Below are 17,690 nucleotides of genomic sequence, written 5' to 3'. Positions count from 1 at the left end.
CAGCAGTGTGCCATGAGTCGAGAGCAGTGCACACAAAAGGAAGCAGTGCCCAAAAACGAGAGCACTGCTCTTGCATGGGAACGGCCGACGCCCCCACACTGGAGTCGAACGAGAGCACCGCTCTCTCAATCCGTGGGGGATCACCATGTCGTCGTCTTCGCCGTACTACGTCAAGAGCAGCCCGCTCGCCGTCCGTCTCAACGGCATCGTCGGCCGGCTCGCCCGGCACGGGATCAGCATGGCGGGGAGCGCCGAACTGTCGGTGCCCGGCCGCAAGAGCGGCAAGATGCAGCGCGTACCGGTCAACCCGCACACCTACGAGGGCGGTCAGTACCTGGTCTCGGCGCGGGGCCACTCGCAGTGGGTGTTCAACGTACGCGCGGCGGGCGGCGGGGAGCTGCGGGTCGGCCGGAAGGTGCGCGTGTTCACCGTGGTGGAGCTCCCCGACGACGAGAAGCTCCCGATCCTGCGGACCTACCTGGAGAGGTGGGGCTGGGAGGTCAAGCAGTACTTCCCGGGGGTGACCGCCACGTCCTCCGACGCGGAGATCCTCGCGGCGGCCCCCGACCATCCGGTGTTCCGGCTCACCGTCACGAACTGACGGTGTCCCCCTCCGGTGCCGCGACGGTCCCCCGGTCCAGCACGGCCAGGGCCCGCTGCGCGATCGGGCGGGACCGGACGAGCTCGCCCAGCGACGTCGAGCCCTGGGTGATGTCCTTGAACGCCCGCCAGGCGGGCCTGAAGCCGGTGAGGGCCGCGTGGAAGACGCCCGGACGGCGCTCGAACGCGGCCAGCATCCGCTTGCCGACGCTCATCTCCACGCCGAGCCCCGCCTTGATCGCGAACGCGTAGTTCAGGGCCTGGCGGCGGGTGTCGACCGCGTCGTGCGCCTCCGCGATCCGCACCGCCCACTCCCCCGCCAGCCGGCCCGAGCGCAGCGCGAAGGAGATGCCTTCGCGGGTCCACGGCTCCAGCAGTCCCGCCGCGTCACCGCAGACCAGCACCCGGCCGCGGGACAGCGGCGAGTCGTCGGCCCGGCAGCGGGTCAGGTGCCCGGAGGAGATGCTCGGTTCGAATCCGGCCAGACCGAGCCGGGCGACGAAGTCCTCCAAGTAGCGCTTGGTCGCCGCACCTTCACCGCGCGCCGAGATGACACCGACGGTCAGCGTGTCGCCCTTCGGGAAGACCCAGCCGTAACTGCCCGGCAGCGGGCCCCAGTCGATGAGCACCCGCCCCTTCCAGTCCTCGGCGACGGTGTCCGGCACCGGGATCTCCGCCTCCAGGCCGAGGTCGACCTGGTCCAGCTTCACCCCGACGTGCGCGCCTATGCGGCTGGCGCTGCCGTCGGCGCCGACGACCGCGCGGGCCAGCACCGTCTCGCCGCCCTGGAGCACCAACGCGACCGTGCGCCGGTCCGGCACCGCCGAGCCGTGCTGCTCGACGCGCTGCACCGTGACACCCGTACGCAGCTCGGCGCCCGCCTTCTGCGCGTGCTCCACCAGCTGCTGGTCGAACTCGGGCCGGTTGATCAGCCCGAACAGCATCTGCTTGGAGCGGCGGGTGCGGGTGAAGCGGCCGTTGTTCGAGAAGGTGACGGCGTGCACCCGGTCCCGAAAGGGCAGCTCGAAACCGGGCGGCAGCGCGTCGCGCGAGGGGCCGATGATGCCGCCGCCGCACGTCTTGTAGCGGGGCAGTTCCGCCTTCTCCAGCAGCAGCACGCGCCGTCCGGCGACCGCGGCCGCGTAGGCCGCCGAGGCCCCCGCGGGCCCCGCGCCCACCACGACGACGTCCCACACCCGCTGCACGTCGTCCGCCGAAGAGTTCTCGCCGCTCACGATGGTGTACCGCTCCGATCAGTGCCGTTGCCGCTCCCCCCGTCCGCCCGGCAGCGCCGGGAGCGGGGAAACCCCATGTCCACCGCATCCTACGGCGGCGGTGATCGTGGACCCTGTGGGAGGATCGGTCTACCTCAGCAGTTCAACGTCGCACCTACGAGGAGCGTGCCCATGTCGTCGAATCCGGTCGCCGAGACCGTCGCCTCGCTGCTGCCCCGGGCGAAGGCCGAGCTGACCGAACTGGTCGCCTTCAAGTCGGTGGCGGACTTCGCGCAGTTCCCGAAGAGCGAGAGCGAGGGCGCCGCGAACTGGATCGCCGACGCGCTGCGCGCCGAAGGCTTCACCGATGTGGCACTGCTGGACACTCCGGACGGCACCCAGTCGGTCTACGGCTACCTGCCGGGCCCGGACGGTGCCAAAACGATTCTCCTCTACGCGCACTACGACGTGCAGCCACCGCTGGACGAGGCCGCCTGGACCACTCCGCCCTTCGAGCTCACCGAGCGGGACGGCCGCTGGTACGGGCGCGGCACCGCCGACTGCAAGGGCGGCTTCCTCATGCACCTGCTCGCGCTGCGCGCGCTCAAGGCGAACGGCGGCGTGCCGGTGCACGTCAAGGTCATCGTCGAGGGTTCCGAGGAGCAGGGCACGGGCGGCCTGGAGCGGTACGCCGAGCAGCACCCCGAGCTGCTGACGGCGGACTCGATCGTCATCGGCGACGCGGGCAACTTCCGGGTCGGTCTGCCGACCGTGACGACCACCCTGCGCGGCATGACGCTGGTGCGGGTCCAGGTCGACACCCTCGCCGGCAACCTGCACTCGGGCCAGTTCGGCGGTGCCGCCCCGGACGCGCTGGCCGCGCTGATCCGGGTGCTGGACTCGCTGCGCGCCGAGGACGGCTCGACCACCGTGGACGGGCTCGACGCCACGCAGGGCTGGGACGGTCTCGAGTACACCGAGGAGCAGTTCCGCAAGGACGCCAAGGTGCTGGACGGGGTCGGGCTGATCGGCGACGGCTCGGTGGCCGACCGCATCTGGGCCCGTCCGGCGGTCACCGTCATCGGCATCGACTGCCCGCCGGTCGTGGGTGCCACGCCGTCCGTGCAGTCGAGCGCCCGCGCGCTGGTCAGCCTGCGGGTGTCGCCGGGCGTGGACGCGGCCGGCGCGACCAAGCTGCTCCAGGCCCACGTGGAGAGCCACACGCCGTGGGGCGCCCGGGTCACCACCGAGCAGATCGGCCAGGGCCAGTCCTTCCGCGCCGACCCGACCAGCCCGGCGTACCAGGCGATGGCCGACGCGATGGCGGTCGCCTACCCGGGCGAGTCGATGCAGTACGCCGGCCAGGGCGGCTCCATCCCGCTGTGCAACACCCTCGCCGCGCTCTACCCGCAGGCGGAGATCCTGCTCATCGGCCTGAGCGAGCCGGAGGCGCAGATCCACGCGGTCGACGAGAGCGTGTCGCCGCAGGAGCTGGAGCGGCTGTCGGTCGCCGAGGCGCTGTTCCTGCGCAACTACGCGGCGAGCTGAACCGTTCCTGATCAGTGATCAGGAGTGAGCCGTAGACCCACATTTGGTCACTGCGGACATCCCGAACGGTTTTGGATGTCCTGGTCGCCCGCTTTCGCTCCGTGTCCGGTGACACGGATCGTGTCCGTGGTCCGGGGATAGGGGGGCGGGTCTCCTCACGCCCTCGGGTGTCTGGTCGGGCCTGGACGGTCCGATGCCCGCGACGATCACTCCGGTCGTCGCGGGGCGGTGCCATCCGTCGCCGGATCGGGTGTCCGAGGGCGCGTCTACCGATCGCGATGCTCGCCGCATCGTGACGGGTAGGTTTCCTGTTGGTACCGGTGAGGGGTTTCTGCCAGTGCTGAGCGCCCCACTTGCTCGTGTAGGCGGGGTCGACGGCGACGAGGGGGACGCCGAGTTCGGCCGCCATGCTGACCAGCCGGGAGCGCAGCTTGGAGGTGGGCATGCCGGAGATCAGCCTGTGGAACCTCTTACGTCGCCCGTGCTTCTCCCGCGTCTTCTCCGCGGTGAAGTCCAGGTCCTCGACCGCGATGGCGAGAAGGTGGCGTTTGGCCCAGTGCAGCAGCCGGATCAGCGCGTGCCGCACCTGAGCGTCGCGGTGGCCGACGCAGAACACACTCGTACGCTGTTCGGCAGCAGCTGTTCACAACCCCCGGTCCCGACCCCAGGGCCAGACACCCGGATCAGCGGCAGACCCCACGGCCAGGAACCGGGTCAACGACAGACGGCACGGCCCACTCCACAGCCAGGCACCAGGGTCAACGACAGACTCCCCGGACCCACCCCACAGCCAGGCACCCAGGTCGACAGCTGACTCCCGCTCTCACGCACCGGCCCGGCATCCGGGTCAGCTGCCCCTGGCCGTTCCTCACGACCAGGCATCCGTATCAGCCGACCGGGACCCCGGCCTCCAGATACAGCGCGGCCCCGCGCTCACGAGCCCGAAGGGCCCAGCGCAGCCGCTCGTAGCGCACGGGCGGCAGCATCCCGGCCGCCTCCTGCTCGCTGACGAAACGCCAGGCGCGCAGCTCCGGCCCCGGCAGCAGCACCCGGGAGGCCTCGGCGGAGTCCAGCCGGCCGCCGTCGAAGATCAGCCGTAGGCCGCCGTAGCCGGGAGGTGCGGGCCGCTCCCAGTCGACGACGAGCAGCCGCGGCACGTCACGCAGCCGTATCCCGGTCTCCTCGGCGACCTCGCGCATGCCGGCGCGGGCCGGGGCCTCGCCGCGCTCGACCACACCGCCCGGGAACTCCCAGCCGGGCTTGTAGGTGGGGTCCACGAGCAGCACCCGGTCCCGCTCGTCGAAGAGGAGCACGCCGGCGGCGACGGTCTCGGCGGTGGGCTCGGGGGTCTGCACGATGTCGCAGGGCGCCGCGACGCCGCTGCCGACGGCGTCGGCGACGCGGACGGCGGTCTCGTAGGGGGTGAGGGCGCTGGTGTCGACGAGGTGGGCGTCGGCGGTGAGCCAGGAGGCGAGGGCGGCCCGGTAGGGCTCGATGTGATCGTAGGCCCACTGTCGCTGCCGTATCTCGCCGTCGGGCAGGTCCGGCAGGACCTCGCGCCCGGCTATCCGCGCGCGCAGGATCGTTTCCGCCGGGGCCAGCAGCAGGTGCCGCACGGGGATGCGGCGGGCGGCGAGGCCGCCGAAGATCTCGTCCCGGTACTCCTGGCGCAGCAGGGTCATGGGGGCCACGAGGGTGCCGCCGAGGTCGGCGAGCATCGCGGCCGCGGTGTCGATCACGAGCCGGCGCCAAATGGGCAGGTCCTGGAAGTCGCCGACCTCGGCCAGGCGTTTGGGCGGCAGCAGGTGCGAGAGCGTTTCCCCGATGATCTCGGGGTCGAAGAGCGTGCTGTTCGGGATCAGCTCGATCAGTTCCCGTGCGGCGGTGGTCTTGCCCGCACCGAACGCGCCGTTGATCCAGACGACGGTCACGGTTCCCCCTCTTCTGTTGGCCCCCTGGGGCTTGCCCGTTCCACCCTGCCACGGAAACCACACGCAGTTGAGGGCGGGCACACGGGAGGGCCGGTACCCCTGCCGCAGGGGTACCGGCCCTCCCCGTCCCGCCTACTCCTGGCCGAGTGTGCCCTCGTCCAGGGACAGGCTTTCCTGGCTGACGAGGTGGTCGACCGTGCCGAGGGTGTCGGTGACCTTCAGGTCGTCGACACCCCCCGGCCCCGCCGCGTGGGACGGGGTGACGGCGGCCACGACGAATCCGGTGGCGAGGCTGGCGATGGCGAGCATGCTGCGCTTCTTCATGCCGTGATCAACTGCGCAGACCGGCCGGGGTCACGCGGATCGCGCCGAAACCTCGTGGCGGCGGCGATCAAGGGGCCGGTACCGTCCGGATCCCCGTCCGCCGGAAGCCGGCGGGCCACGACCGGGAGTACGACGACCATGACCAGTCCCCGCCCGACCACCACCCTGTGGCGCCCCACCGGCCCCACGGAACTGGCCCTGGTCCGGCAGTTGGAGTGGCGGGCATGGCCGCCCCGACTGCCCGAGCAGCCGATCTTCTACCCGGTCCTCAACGAGGACTACGCGATCAGGATCGCCCGCGACTGGAACGTCAAGCACGACGGAGCCGGTTTCGTGACGCGCTTCGAGGTCGACTCGGCGTTCCTCACCCGGTATCCGGTGCAGCAGGCCGGCGGCAGGACCATCCGCGAACTGTGGGTGCCGGCCGAGGAACTGGACGAGTTCAACGCGCACATCGTCGGCCGTATCGAGGTCGTGCACGAGTTCCGGTGAGCGCCGCGCGGCCGGGCGAACCCAACACAACCGAACGCCCGGTCGCTCCGCCCCCGCCATCAGGCCTCAAGGCCATGCGTTTTCACGGCCCGTGACGACACGTCACACGGCACGACCGCAACTCTTCCAACATACTTCGACACGTCCTACCGTATTCGCGCCCCGATGACGCGCGCATGCCGTCATCCCGCCCTGCGCGAGGAAGAGGAACGTCGACGATGCGTCACCCTCACACCCGCACAACCCGCGCAGCCCGCCGAAGAGTGACCGGAGCCATCACCGCGGCGCTGCTGGGGGCGGCCGGTCTCATCGCCCCCGCGCTCGCGGCTCCCGCGCAGTCTCCCGACGCCACGACCGCCCTGGCCGACGATCTGGCCCTCACCCCGCCCATGGGCTTCGACAACTGGAACTCCACGCACTGCCGGGCCGACTTCGACGAGGCCATGGTCAAGGGCATCGCGGACCTCTTCGTGGACAAGGGTCTCAAGGAGGCCGGCTACCAGTACGTCAACCTCGACGACTGCTGGGCACTTCCGATCCGGGACGCAGGCGGGAAGCTCGTGCCCGACCCGGCCCGCTTCCCGAACGGGATCAAGGCCGTCGCCGACTACGTCCACGCCAAGGGCCTCAAGCTCGGCATCTACACCAGCGCCGGCGTCAAGACCTGCAACAGCGCGGGCTTTCCGGGCGCGCTCGGCCACGAGTACAGCGACGCCCGGCAGTTCGCGGACTGGGGCGTCGACTATCTCAAGTACGACAACTGCAACAACCTCGGCGTCGACGCCAAGCTGCGCTACCGGACCATGCGGGACGCCCTGAGGGCGACCGGCCGGCCCATCGTCTACAGCATCTGCGAGTGGGGCGAGAACAGACCCTGGGAGTGGGCTGCCGACGACGGCCACCTGTGGCGGACCACCGGCGACATCGGCGACCGGTGGAGCTCGATGCTGTCCATCCTCAAGCAGAACCTGCCGCTCGCTCGCTACGCCGGTCCCGGCCACTGGAACGACCCCGACATGCTGGAGGTCGGCAACGGCGGCATGACGGACACCGAGTACCGCTCCCACTTCTCCCTCTGGTCGGTCATGGCCGCCCCGCTGCTCATCGGCACCGACCTGCGCAAGGCCTCCCGAGCGACCTTCGGCATCCTGGCGAACAAGGAGGTCATCGCCGTCGACCAGGACCCGCTGGGCAAGCAGGGCACGGTCGTCTCCTCGGAGGGCGGGCGCTGGGTCGTCGCCAAGGAGATGAAGGACGGCAGCCGCGCGGTCGCCCTGTTCAACGAGTCCGGGACCGCACAGCACATCGCCACCAGCGCCGCCGCCGTCGGCCTGTCCGGCGCCCCCGCCTACACCCAGCGCGACCTGTGGCAGCACCGCGGCTTCAACACCGCCGGCACCATCGCGGCGACCGTCCCGGCCCACGGCACGGTCCTGCTGCGGGTCTCGGCCGACCCGGACCGGGCGGCCGACCCGCCCGCCGCCCAACTCGGCCTGTCCGGCGACCCGCTCGTGGAGGCCGGCAGACCCGCCACGCTGACCAGCACGGTCACCGACCTGGGCCGCACGCCCGCACGCCAGGTGTCCGTGTCGCTGACCGGCCCCGACAGCTGGACCGTACGCGCCACCTCCGCGGCCACCGCTCCCACGCTGCCCACCGGCGCGTCCCTTGGCACCCGATGGCAGGTGACGGCGCCGGCGGGGACGTCGACCGGGTCGTACGCGATGTCCCTGCGGGCGAGTTATCTCTCGCCCGCAGGAGAACACGTCACCGGCACTCTGTCCCTGACCGCGTCCGTCGTCCTGCCTCCGCCGCCGGGCACGTCGTATCTCAGCGACCTGCCGTGGCCGGCGGCGACGGGCGGCTGAGGCCCGGTGGAACGGGACACCGGCGACGGGCAGACCTGTCCGGGCCCCGAAGTACGGCCGCCGGAACGCCGATCGCCGCTTTCCCTCACCGCCCGCCGCTTCTCACACGGACGTATGCGCGGCGATGTGCAAGGCCGCCGCGGCCGCCCCCACCAGACCGGCGTCCGTGCCCATCTGTGCGGGCGTCACCGTCAGGCGCCGGACGAACGAGAGGGTGGCGTAGTCGGCGAGGGCCTTGCGCAGCGGGGTGAAGAGGACGTCGCCGGCCTTGCCGACGCCCCCGCCGATCACCGCGATGTCGATCTCGACCAGCGTCGCGGTGGCCGCGATCCCGGCCGCGAGGGCCCTGGCGGCGCGCTCGAAGGAGGCCACGGCGACCGGGTCGCCCGCGCGGGCGGCGGAGGCCACCGCGGCGGCGGACGTGTCGCCGTCGGGGCCGGGCCGCCAGCCCTGCTCCAGGGCGCGCCGGGCGATGTTGGGGCCACTCGCGATGCGCTCGACACAGCCGCGGGAGCCGCACGGGCAGAGGTCGCCGTCGAGGTCGACGCTGATGTGGCCGATGTGCCCGGCGTTGCCCGTGGGACCGGGGTGCAGTTGCCCGCCCAGGACCAGGCCGCCCCCGACGCCGGTCGAGACCACCATGCACAACGCGTTGTCGTGACCGCGGGCGGCTCCCTGCCAGTGCTCGGCCGCGGTGATCGCCACGCCGTCGCCGATCAGCTCGACCGGAAGGCCGCCCGTGGCCACGCGCACCCGCTCCACCAGCGGGAAGTCCCGCCAGCCGGGCACGTTGACGGGGCTGACGGTGCCGGCCGAGGCGTCGACCGGACCCGCGCTGCCGATACCGAGGGAACCCGCGTGTCCCCACAGCGGCGACCCGGCGAGATCGCCGAGCACCTCCTCGACGGCCCGCATGACCGTCTCCCCGTCCTGCTGCGCGGGCGTGGCCCGCTGGGCGCGTGCCCGGATCCGTCCGTGGCCGTCCACCAGCGCGCCGGCGATCTTTGTCCCGCCGATGTCCAGGGCCGCCACGAGGTCGGTGTGCATCAGTGTCAGATCTCCCCATTGATCCGTGAGAAGGTGCGAAGCGAACGTGCGCAGGAGCGAATCCGGAACATCGCCGCAGGCCGACAGCGGCGGTTGCGGGCCGAAGGCAGCGGTGGACAGTCTCTCTCGCATCTGACAACGTTGTCCAGGCTCTATGCTCGAGGCCACATCCTCATACATCCGCCGGATCGCCGCACCACCCCGGTGGACACCCCGGACGACAGGACAGGACGCAGCACCGTGCCCGAGACCACCCGCCGCGCAGACCACCTCTCAGGGACTCGCTACGGCAATCGTCCCACGATGAAGGACGTGGCCGCGCGCGCGGGGGTCGGCCTGAAGACGGTGTCCCGTGTGGTCAACGGCGAGCCCGGGGTCACCCCGGACACCGAGCGGCGCGTGCAGGAGGCGATCGACGCGCTCGGCTTCCGCCGCAACGACAGCGCGCGGGTGCTGCGCAAGGGCCGTACGTCGAGCATCGGCCTGGTCCTGGAGGACCTGGCGGACCCCTTCTACGGCCCCCTGAGCCGCGCGGTCGAGGAGGTGGCACGCGCGCACGGCGCGCTGCTGATCAACGGTTCCAGCGCCGAGGACCCGGAGCGGGAGCAGGAGTTGGCGCTGGCGCTGTGCGCGCGGCGGGTGGACGGTCTCGTGGTGATTCCGGCCGGGGACGACCACCGTTACCTGGAGCCGGAGATCAGGGCGGGCGTGGCGACGGTGTTCGTGGACCGGCCGGCCGGGCGCATCGACGCCGACGTCGTCCTGTCGGACAACTACGGCGGTGCCCGCGACGGTGTCGCCCACCTGATCGCGCACGGCCACCGGCGGATCGGCTTCATCGGCGACATGCCCCGCATCCACACCGCGGCCGAGCGACTGCGCGGTTACCGGACCGCCATGGAGGACGCGGGGATACCCGTCGACGAGCGGTGGATCTCCCTCGGGGCGACCGACCCCGAGCGGGTGCGCCGGGCGGCCGAGGAGATGCTGTCCGGCCCCTCCCCGGTCACCGCCGTGTTCACCGGCAACAACCGGGTCACGGTCACCGTCATCCGCGTGCTCGCCGAGCGGTCCCGCCCCGTCGCCCTCGTCGGCTTCGACGACTTCGAGCTGGCCGACCTGCTCCAGCCGGGCGTGACGGTCGTCGCCCAGAACGCGGCCGCTCTGGGCCGTACCGCCGCCGAGCGGCTCTTCCGTCAGCTGGACGGCGTCCTGGTCGCCCCGGAACGCGTCGAGCTGCCGACCCGGCTGATCGCCCGCGGCTCCGGCGAACTGCCGCCCGCGGACTGAGCCGCCCATGGCCGGCCGCACCCTGGACGAACTCGGCCTCGCCGAGGCACCCCGCGACCATCCGCTGAGCTACCCGGGCGCCTGGCCCGCCGACTCCGGTCTGCTGCACGGCGACCGGATGCTGCCGCTTGAGCGCCTGGTGCACGCCGACCGGGTACCGGTGCTCGCCGTCGGCTCCAACGCCTGCCCCGGCCAACTGCGGCACAAGCTGGACGAGTTCGGGATCGACTCCCCCATTCCCATGGTGCGGGCCCGGCTGACCGGGATCGACGTGGGCGTCTCCGCACACGTCAGCCGCATGGGCTATGTCTCGGCCTCGCCGGTCAAGTCCCCGCGCGCGTTACGGGAGTTGTTCCTCATCTGGCTGAATCCGCGGCAACTGGCCGTGATCGACGCGAGCGAGACGAACTTCCGGCGGGCCTGGCTGCCCGCGCCGGACGTTCGGATCGAGCTGCCGGACGGCTCGACGCTCCCCGGCGCGCACGCGTACGTCAACCGGCACGGGGTGCTGCACAACGGCGCCGGGGTGCCGCGCCCGCATCCCGGCCAGCACGCCCTGCTGTCCGAACTTCTCGTGAAATCGGCTCCGTTGAGGGAGCTGTTCGGCGTGACTCCCGAGGAGTTCTGCGCCCGGGCGCGCGCCGATGCCGGGCTGTGCGACCGGGGGACACGGCTGTTCGCGAAGCACACGTGGGTGACGGAGTCGGGGCTGGAGCCGTACGCACACGGCCGGCCGCATACCCCGCCCGGGGCATGACGGGCGGCTCCCGCCGCAGCCGCCGTGTCCGGGGCCGTCGCGTCCGGGGCCGTCGGCCGCTTCCGGTGCGGCCGACGCCTCCTCCGGTGTGCCCGCGCTCAGGGCTGGCGGCGCGGGCGTGGGCTCAGGGGACCTTGTTGAAGAGCGCGACGACGCTGCGGTTCTTGTCCATGGTGATCTGGAAGTTGTCCCATAATCTGCGTCAGCGCGGGTCACGCTTTCGCCCGCCCGCGCGCGAGGGCGATGTCGTCCCAAGGTTCATCCGGTCAGCCGCCAGGGACCGGTCCCCACGCCCGCGTCCGGGAATTCACCAGGCGCCACCCCGATTGAAGGGCACCGGACACGAGCCTCCCCCGTCGCCCTTCAATCGGGGCGGCGGGGGCGGCCGGGGTCTGTCCGGAGCCGCGATGACGGCGCGTTACTTCGCCGAGGCCGTCAGGTCGCCGCGCCGGGGGGCGGCGAAGCCCTCCAGGCCGGCGCGGGTCAGGCCGGTGAGTGCGGCGACCTCGGCGACGTCGAGGGCGCCGCAGTCCAGGCCGCGCAGCAGGTAGCCGCTGAGGGCCTTGGCGGTGGCGGGCTCGTCCATGACGTCGCCGCCGGCGCGGTTGGCGTAGCGGGCGAGCCGGGCCGCCGCCTGCTCGAGGCCCTCGCGGTAGAAGGCGAAGACGGCCGCGTAGCGGGTCGGGATGTGGCCGGGGTGCATGTCCCAGCCCTGGTAGTAGGCGCGGGCCAGGGCGCGGCGGGTGAGACCGTAGTGCAGCCGCCAGGCGTCGTGGACCTTCTCGGTCGGGCCGACGGGGAGGACGTTGGTCGAGCCGTCGGAGACGCGTACGCCGGTGCCCGCCGCGGCGACCTGCATGATCGCCTTGGCGTGGTCGGCGGCCGGGTGGTCGCTGGCCTGGTAGGCGGCGGAGACGCCGAGGCAGGCGCTGTAGTCGAAGGTTCCGTAGTGCAGGCCGGTGGCGCGGCCCTCGGCGGCCTGGATCATGCGGGCGACGGTCGCCGTGCCGTCGGTGGCGAGGATCGACTGGCTGGTCTCGATCTGGATCTCGAAGCCGAGGCGGCCGGAGTCGAGTCCGTGGGCCTTCTCGAACGCCTCCAGGAGACGCACGAAGGCGCTGACCTGCTCGGCGTAGGTCACCTTCGGCAGGGTCAGCACGAGCCCCTCGGGCAGGCCGCCGGCCTCCATCAGGCCGGTGAGGAAGACGTCGAGGGTGCGGATGCCCCGGTCGCGTACCGCGGCCTCCATGCACTTCATGCGGATACCCATGTACGGGGCCGCCGTGCCGTTCCTGTACGCCTCGGAGACGATCCGGGCGGCGCGGGCGGCCGCCTCGTCCTCCTCGGCGTCGGGGCGGGGGCCGTAGCCGTCCTCGAAGTCGACGCGCAGGTCCTCGATGGGCTCGCGCTCCAGCTTGGCGCGGACGCGGGCGTAGACGGGCTCGGCGAGGTCGTCGGACAGGCCGAGGGCAGCCGCGAACGAGGCGGCGTCCGGCGCGTGTTCGTCGAGGGACGCGAGGGCCTGGTCGCCCCAGGAGCGGATGGTGCCGGCGGCGAAGGCGTCGCCGGGGACGTACACGGTGTGGACGGGCTGCCGGGTGCCGGGGTCTCCGGGGTAGCGGCGCTCCAGCTCCGCGTCGACCGGCGCGAGGGATGCGCTGATCTCCTCGCTGACCGCGCCCGCGAGGCTCGTCGCCACCTTCTCCTGCTGACCCATCCCACACCCTCCAATTTTCCGCTGTACGGAATCAACAATCCGTAGAATGAAGTTATCCGGGGCGGTTCCGCTGGTCAACACCCTCGGGTGAGCCGACCGAGGTCCTCCGGGGCGCCGACCGGCACCTCTCGGGTCGCCTCCAGAATGCACCGAGGCCCCCGTGACCGCGCGGGTCACAGGGGCCTCGTGGAGCGCCTGGGAGAGGCTCAGCCCTTGCGGGCCTGGATCTCCTCGGTCAGCTGCGGGACGACGTCGAACAGGTCGCCGACGACGCCGTAGTCGACCAGCTCGAAGATCGGGGCCTCGGGGTCCTTGTTGACCGCGACGATGGTCTTCGAGGTCTGCATACCGGCGCGGTGCTGGATCGCGCCCGAGATGCCGTTCGCGATGTACAGCTGCGGCGACACGCTCTTGCCGGTCTGGCCGACCTGGTTGGTGTGCGGGTACCAGCCGGCGTCGACGGCGGCACGCGAGGCGCCGACGGCAGCGCCGAGGGAGTCGGCGAGCGCCTCGATGATCGCGAAGTTCTCGGCGCCGTTGACACCACGGCCGCCGGAGACCACGATCGCGGCCTCGGTCAGCTCGGGGCGGCCCGTCGACTCGCGCGGGGTGCGGCCGGTGACCTTGGTGCCGGTGGCCTTGTCGGAGAAGGTGACGGCCAGGGCCTCGACGGCGCCGGCGGCCGGGGCGGCCTCGACGGCGGCACTGTTCGGCTTGACCGTGATGACCGGCGTGCCCTTGATGACACGGGACTTGGTGGTGAAGGACGCGGCGAACACCGACTGGGTGGCCACCGGGCCCTCGTCGCCTGCCTCGAGGTCGACGGCGTCGGTGATGATGCCGGAGCCGATGCGCAGCGCCAGGCGGGCGGCGATCTCCTTGCCCTCGGCGGAGGACGGGACCAGCACGGCGGCCGGGGAGACGGCCTCGACCGCGGCCTGGAGGGCGTCCACCTTCGGGACGACCAGGTAGTCGGCGTACTCGGACGCCTCGTGGGTGAGGACCTTCACCGCGCCGTGCTCGGCGAGCGTGGCGGCGGTGTCGGCGGCGCCGTTGCCCAGCGCGAGGGCGACGGGCTCGCCGATGCGGCGGGCCAGGGTCAGCAGCTCGAGGGTGGGCTTGCGGACGGCACCGTCCACGTGGTCGACGTAGACGAGGACTTCAGCCATGGGATTTGCTCTCCTGCGTAACGAAGTTGAGGGGCGGTCAGCGGGGTCGGGGGGCGCCTTCTGGATCATGTCGGCGTCGCGGGCCCAGGCACGCACATCCGCCGCGTTGTCGTCGGTCGCCGACGCTCCGCGTCGACGCCCTCCTCCGCCTTGCAGCTGCACGCACCGGACCCCGCTCGGGTCGGCCGATCAGGCGCCGCTCCTGGCGGCCAGCCTGATCCAGAAGACACCCTCTGGCCCTTAGATGAACTTCTGGCTCGCGAGGAACTCAGCGAGCTGCTTGCCGCCCTCGCCCTCGTCCTTGACGATGGTGCCGGCCGTGCGCTCCGGGCGCTTGGCCGCGTCCTCGACCTTGGTGAACGCACCGTCGAGACCGACCTCCTCGGCATCGATGTCGAGGTCGGACAGGTCCCAGGACGCCACCGGCTTCTTCTTGGCCGCCATGATGCCCTTGAAGGACGGGTAGCGCGCCTCGCCCGACTGGTCGGTCACGGAGACCAGGGCCGGGAGCTGCGCCTCGAGCTGCTCGGAGGCGGCGTCTCCGTCGCGGCGGCCCGTCACGGTGCCGTCCTCGACCGAGACCTCGGACAGCAGGGTGACCTGCGGGACGCCCAGACGCTCGGCGACCAGCGCGGGGACGACACCCATGGTGCCGTCGGTGGAGGCCATGCCGGAGACGACCAGGTCGAAGCCGGCCTTCTCGATCGCCTTGGCGAGCACCAGGGAGGTGCCGATGGCGTCGGTGCCGTGCAGGTCGTCGTCCTCGACGTGGATGGCCTTGTCGGCACCCATCGAGAGGGCCTTGCGGAGCGCGTCCTTGGCGTCCTCGGGGCCGACGGTCAGAACGGTGACCTCGGCGTCGTCCGCGTCCTCCGCGATCTGGAGGGCCTGCTCGACGGCGTACTCGTCCAGTTCGGAGAGCAGACCGTCCACGTCGTCGCGGTCGACAGTCAGGTCATCGGCGAAGTGCCGGTCGCCAGTGGCGTCGGGCACGTACTTCACAGTGACAACGATCCTCAAGCTCACGCCGGCTCTCCTACTGCAATCGTCATTTCCGGGCTGCCTCTTGGAGGCAGCATAGGTGCCTCGATCAATCGGCTGATCCCCACGATCGGGCGTCCATCCGCCCGGTCGAATATTACTCACCAGTACACCCAGTTCATGCCCGCTAAGCAAGCGCTTTGAACTGTGACGTCTGCAACGCAGCGTAACCGTAACCGGACGGCCTCGCAGGACTGCGGGGCGTGATCAATCCCGCAATCCGCCGAAGCGTCCCTGGTGGTAGAGAAGCGGCCTGCCCGTGCCGGTCGGGTCGCCGAGGACCACCTCGGCGAGCACGATCCGGTGGTCCCCGGCCGGGACACGGCCGACCACGCGGCACACCAGCCAGGCGAGCACGTCGTCCAGGACGGGTACACCTTCCGGGCCCTCGCGCCAGGCGGTGGGCGCGCCGAAGCGGTCGGCGCCGCTGCGGGCGAAGGTGGCGGCCAGGTCGCTCTGGTGCTCGCCGAGTATGTGGACGCCGACGTACTCCGTCTCGGCGACGGCGGGCCAGCTGGAGGCGCCGGTGCCGATACCGAAGGAGACGAGCGGGGGGTCCGCGGAGACGGAGGTGAGGGAGGTGGCGGTGAAGCCGACCGGGCCGCGTTCTCCGCGCGCGGTGATCACCGCGACACCGGCGGCGTGCCGGCGGAAGGTGGAGCGCAGCAGGCCGGGCGAGGCGATCTGGAAGGTGCCGAGGTCGGGCATGGCCGTCATTGAGTTGTCCTTCTGCTGGTGGCGACCGGATCCGTGACTGTTCAACAGCTCGGACAGCACGCGCTCGCGGTGCGCACCAGGTCGACGTGGACCCGGCCGAAGAGAAGGAGTTCGATCGGCATACGGTCAGGCTGACGATAGGTGGCGGGTGCAGTCAAGTTCGGTCCGGGATCCGGGCGATGCCTCACCAGGTGCCGGACGACCTCACACGGCCTCTCCGAGCGCCGCGATGACGTCCGCCTTGCGGGGCTGTCCGACGGCGCGCCGCACCACCCGGCCGCCGGCGTCGAGGACCAGCACGGTGGGGGTCTTGAGGACGGCCAGCTCGCGTACGAGGTCCAGGCGGGCCTCGGCGTCGATCTCGACGTGGGCGACGCCCGGGACCATCGCGGCGACCTCGCCGAGGACGCGCCGGGTGGCCCGGCAGGGCGCGCAGAAGGCGCTGGAGAACTGCACGAGCGTGGCCCGCTCCCCCAGTTCGCCGCCCAGCTCGGCCGCTCCGAGCCGCCTGCCCTCGTCCCCGCTCACCCGCACCCTCCCGCTCCGCCGCACCACCTGCGCGGTCACCATCTGAACAAGCATCCACGAGGCCGCGGGGATTCCCCCGCCCGGGATCGGTCTCCGTCGTGAAGCTCCCGCAGGTCCCGGTACGCGCGGAGCAAAGGTGACGTGACGAGGATCTCGCCGCCACGAGGCACCAGGACTGGCTACCTGTCCGTTCTTCGGGCACCATCTGCGAGACGCCGAAAACCTACGGCTGCGTAACTTCCCGCCGGGAGCCCCCTTTCCCGAGCAGAGCAGAAAGGGTCCAACCCTCCCATGGCAGAGCTGGTCTATCGTCCCGTCGTCGGTTTCGCCAGGACGCTGTTCAAGGTGTGGGACCTCAAGATCGACTGCAAGGGTTCGGAGAACATCCCGCGCGAGGGCGGCGCCGTGCTGGTGAGCAATCACATCAGCTATCTGGACTTCATCTTCGACGGTCTGGCCGCGCTGCCGCAGAAGCGTCTGGTGCGCTTCATGGCGAAGGAGTCCGTCTTCCGGCACAAGGTGTCGGGGCCGCTGATGCGCGGGATGAAGCACATCCCGGTCGACCGCGAACAGGGCGAGACCGCCTACGCGCACGCGCTGGAGTCGCTGCGCTCCGGGGAGATCATCGGGGTGTTCCCGGAGGCCACGATCTCGCAGTCGTTCACCCTGAAGAGCTTCAAGTCCGGTGCGGCGCGCCTCGCCCAGGAGGCCGGCGTCCCGCTCATCCCGATGGCGTTGTGGGGCACGCAGCGGCTGTGGACCAAGGGGCACCCGCGCAACTTCAAGCGCAGCCACACCCCCATCACCATCCGGGTCGGCGAACCCGTCGAGGCCCCGCGCGACCAGTACGCGGGAGCGATCACCCGCCGGCTGCGCGAGCGCGTCCAGGAGTTGCTGGAAGCCGCCCAGCGCGCCTACCCCACGCGCCCCAGGAACGCCGAGGACTCCTGGTGGCTCCCGGCCCACCTGGGCGGTACGGCACCGACGGCCGAGCAGCTGCGCGCGGCCGAGGCGCACTGACACCCGGCGGCGGAGCCGCACGCGGCGGCCGGTAGGGTTCGCGTTCGTAACGGGAGGGCCCCGGTGGCTCTCGTGGGACGAGTGCGCTACGGGGGCGAGCGATGCGGCGCTGGACGAAGGCGGCGGTGGCGGTTCTGGCCGTCCTGGCGGTGGCCGGGTGGTTCGCCACGCCGTACGTGGAGGACTGGTGGCTGGTGCGCACCGCCTGCGACGGCGCGCGGCCCGGCGATGCTGTGAAGCAACTGGCCGCGCCCGGCGGTCACCTGACCGAGGCGGAGTCGACTGCGCACGAGCCTCTGGGCGACTACGGATGCAGCGTCTCTAATCAGCTAAGGGCGTGCGCGGATAGGCGGTGCTCAGGGGCGCTTCCCGGGGCGTGCGTCCCAGCGGTAGAGGATCCACGCGCGGCGGATGAGGCGACGCAGAG

The 17,690-nt window shown here is 71.6% G+C and carries 17 protein-coding genes and 1 pseudogene; 7 read left to right on the top strand and 11 right to left on the bottom strand.

The window, feature by feature from the left end:
• The first annotated feature begins 145 nt into the window (after nt 1-145).
• On the top strand, nt 146-601 hold the full coding sequence (locus tag ACWD5D_RS34655) for a nitroreductase family deazaflavin-dependent oxidoreductase (protein WP_451376775.1): 456 nt from the start codon (nt 146-148) through the stop codon (nt 599-601).
• Here ACWD5D_RS34655 and ACWD5D_RS34650 read toward each other — a convergent pair.
• Nucleotides 591-1,835, bottom strand: coding sequence for a geranylgeranyl reductase family protein (locus ACWD5D_RS34650; protein WP_451376774.1), 1,245 nt, complete (start codon nt 1,833-1,835; stop codon nt 591-593). The genes ACWD5D_RS34655 and ACWD5D_RS34650 overlap by 11 nt on opposite strands.
• 171 nt (nt 1,836-2,006) lie before the next feature.
• On the opposite strand from ACWD5D_RS34650, the gene ACWD5D_RS34645 reads away from it, so the two are divergent.
• The gene (locus ACWD5D_RS34645; RefSeq protein WP_451376773.1) at nt 2,007-3,362 is read left to right on the top strand and encodes a M20/M25/M40 family metallo-hydrolase; all 1,356 of its coding nucleotides are present in this window, start codon (nt 2,007-2,009) and stop codon (nt 3,360-3,362) included.
• A gap of 10 nt (nt 3,363-3,372) precedes the next feature.
• Here the strand turns inward: ACWD5D_RS34645 and ACWD5D_RS34640 are convergent.
• The 3 genes and pseudogenes from ACWD5D_RS34640 to ACWD5D_RS34630 all read right to left on the bottom strand — a co-directional run.
• Nucleotides 3,373-3,963: pseudogene (locus tag ACWD5D_RS34640) on the bottom strand (IS200/IS605 family accessory protein TnpB-related protein); the annotation flags it as partial.
• A 286-nt stretch (nt 3,964-4,249) separates the two neighbouring features.
• Nucleotides 4,250-5,293 (bottom strand): NUDIX hydrolase, encoded by a 1,044-nt coding sequence (locus ACWD5D_RS34635; RefSeq protein ID WP_451376772.1) that lies wholly within the window; start codon nt 5,291-5,293, stop codon nt 4,250-4,252.
• 132 nt (nt 5,294-5,425) lie between these two features.
• Nucleotides 5,426-5,617, bottom strand: a complete 192-nt coding sequence (locus ACWD5D_RS34630; protein WP_451376771.1) for a hypothetical protein — start codon at nt 5,615-5,617, stop codon at nt 5,426-5,428.
• Nucleotides 5,618-5,755: 138 nt separating this feature from the next.
• Here ACWD5D_RS34630 and ACWD5D_RS34625 point away from each other — a divergent pair, with 138 nt between their 5' ends.
• Nucleotides 5,756-6,109, top strand: coding sequence for a hypothetical protein (locus ACWD5D_RS34625; RefSeq protein WP_451376770.1), 354 nt, complete (start codon nt 5,756-5,758; stop codon nt 6,107-6,109).
• A gap of 218 nt (nt 6,110-6,327) precedes the next feature.
• Nucleotides 6,328-7,977, top strand: coding sequence for an NEW3 domain-containing protein (locus tag ACWD5D_RS34620; protein ID WP_451376769.1), 1,650 nt, complete (start codon nt 6,328-6,330; stop codon nt 7,975-7,977).
• Nucleotides 7,978-8,079: 102 nt separating this feature from the next.
• Here the strand turns inward: ACWD5D_RS34620 and ACWD5D_RS34615 are convergent, their stop codons facing one another.
• Nucleotides 8,080-9,024 (bottom strand): ROK family protein, encoded by a 945-nt coding sequence (locus ACWD5D_RS34615; RefSeq protein ID WP_451376768.1) that lies wholly within the window; start codon nt 9,022-9,024, stop codon nt 8,080-8,082.
• A gap of 240 nt (nt 9,025-9,264) precedes the next feature.
• Here ACWD5D_RS34615 and ACWD5D_RS34610 point away from each other — a divergent pair, with 240 nt between their 5' ends.
• Together ACWD5D_RS34610 and ACWD5D_RS34605 are read left to right on the top strand one after the other, a co-directional pair.
• Entirely contained in the window at nt 9,265-10,314 is a 1,050-nt protein-coding gene (locus tag ACWD5D_RS34610; RefSeq protein ID WP_451376767.1) for a LacI family DNA-binding transcriptional regulator, read from the top strand.
• Between the two features lie 7 nt (nt 10,315-10,321).
• The gene (locus ACWD5D_RS34605) at nt 10,322-11,071 is read left to right on the top strand and encodes a hypothetical protein (RefSeq protein WP_451376766.1); all 750 of its coding nucleotides are present in this window, start codon (nt 10,322-10,324) and stop codon (nt 11,069-11,071) included.
• Nucleotides 11,072-11,489: 418 nt separating this feature from the next.
• Here ACWD5D_RS34605 and ACWD5D_RS34600 read toward each other — a convergent pair whose 3' ends face one another.
• The 6 genes from ACWD5D_RS34600 to ACWD5D_RS34575 all read right to left on the bottom strand — a co-directional run bounded on the left by ACWD5D_RS34600 (nt 11,490) and on the right by ACWD5D_RS34575 (nt 16,285).
• Nucleotides 11,490-12,788, bottom strand: coding sequence for a DUF6986 family protein (locus tag ACWD5D_RS34600; protein WP_451376765.1), 1,299 nt, complete (start codon nt 12,786-12,788; stop codon nt 11,490-11,492).
• Nucleotides 12,789-12,994: 206 nt separating this feature from the next.
• Nucleotides 12,995-13,957, bottom strand: a complete 963-nt coding sequence (locus ACWD5D_RS34595) for an electron transfer flavoprotein subunit alpha/FixB family protein (protein WP_451376764.1) — start codon at nt 13,955-13,957, stop codon at nt 12,995-12,997.
• A 240-nt stretch (nt 13,958-14,197) separates the two neighbouring features.
• Nucleotides 14,198-14,983, bottom strand: coding sequence for an electron transfer flavoprotein subunit beta/FixA family protein (locus ACWD5D_RS34590; protein ID WP_451376763.1), 786 nt, complete (start codon nt 14,981-14,983; stop codon nt 14,198-14,200).
• Between the two features lie 222 nt (nt 14,984-15,205).
• Nucleotides 15,206-15,715 carry a flavin reductase family protein gene (locus ACWD5D_RS34585; protein ID WP_451376762.1) on the bottom strand — a complete coding sequence of 170 codons (510 nt, stop codon included), beginning with the start codon at nt 15,713-15,715 and terminating at the stop codon, nt 15,206-15,208.
• Between the two features lie 41 nt (nt 15,716-15,756).
• The gene (locus ACWD5D_RS34580; protein ID WP_451376830.1) at nt 15,757-15,837 is read right to left on the bottom strand and encodes a putative leader peptide; all 81 of its coding nucleotides are present in this window, start codon (nt 15,835-15,837) and stop codon (nt 15,757-15,759) included.
• Between the two features lie 82 nt (nt 15,838-15,919).
• Nucleotides 15,920-16,285, bottom strand: a complete 366-nt coding sequence (locus ACWD5D_RS34575) for a TlpA family protein disulfide reductase (protein WP_451376761.1) — start codon at nt 16,283-16,285, stop codon at nt 15,920-15,922.
• 249 nt (nt 16,286-16,534) lie between these two features.
• Between ACWD5D_RS34575 and ACWD5D_RS34570 the strand changes: the two genes are divergently transcribed.
• Nucleotides 16,535-17,263 (top strand): lysophospholipid acyltransferase family protein, encoded by a 729-nt coding sequence (locus ACWD5D_RS34570; protein ID WP_451376760.1) that lies wholly within the window; start codon nt 16,535-16,537, stop codon nt 17,261-17,263.
• Nucleotides 17,264-17,690 lie beyond the last annotated feature (427 nt).

The organism is Streptomyces sp. NPDC002520 (assembly GCF_053595235.1).
This window is presented reverse-complemented; position numbering and strand designations above follow the sequence as displayed.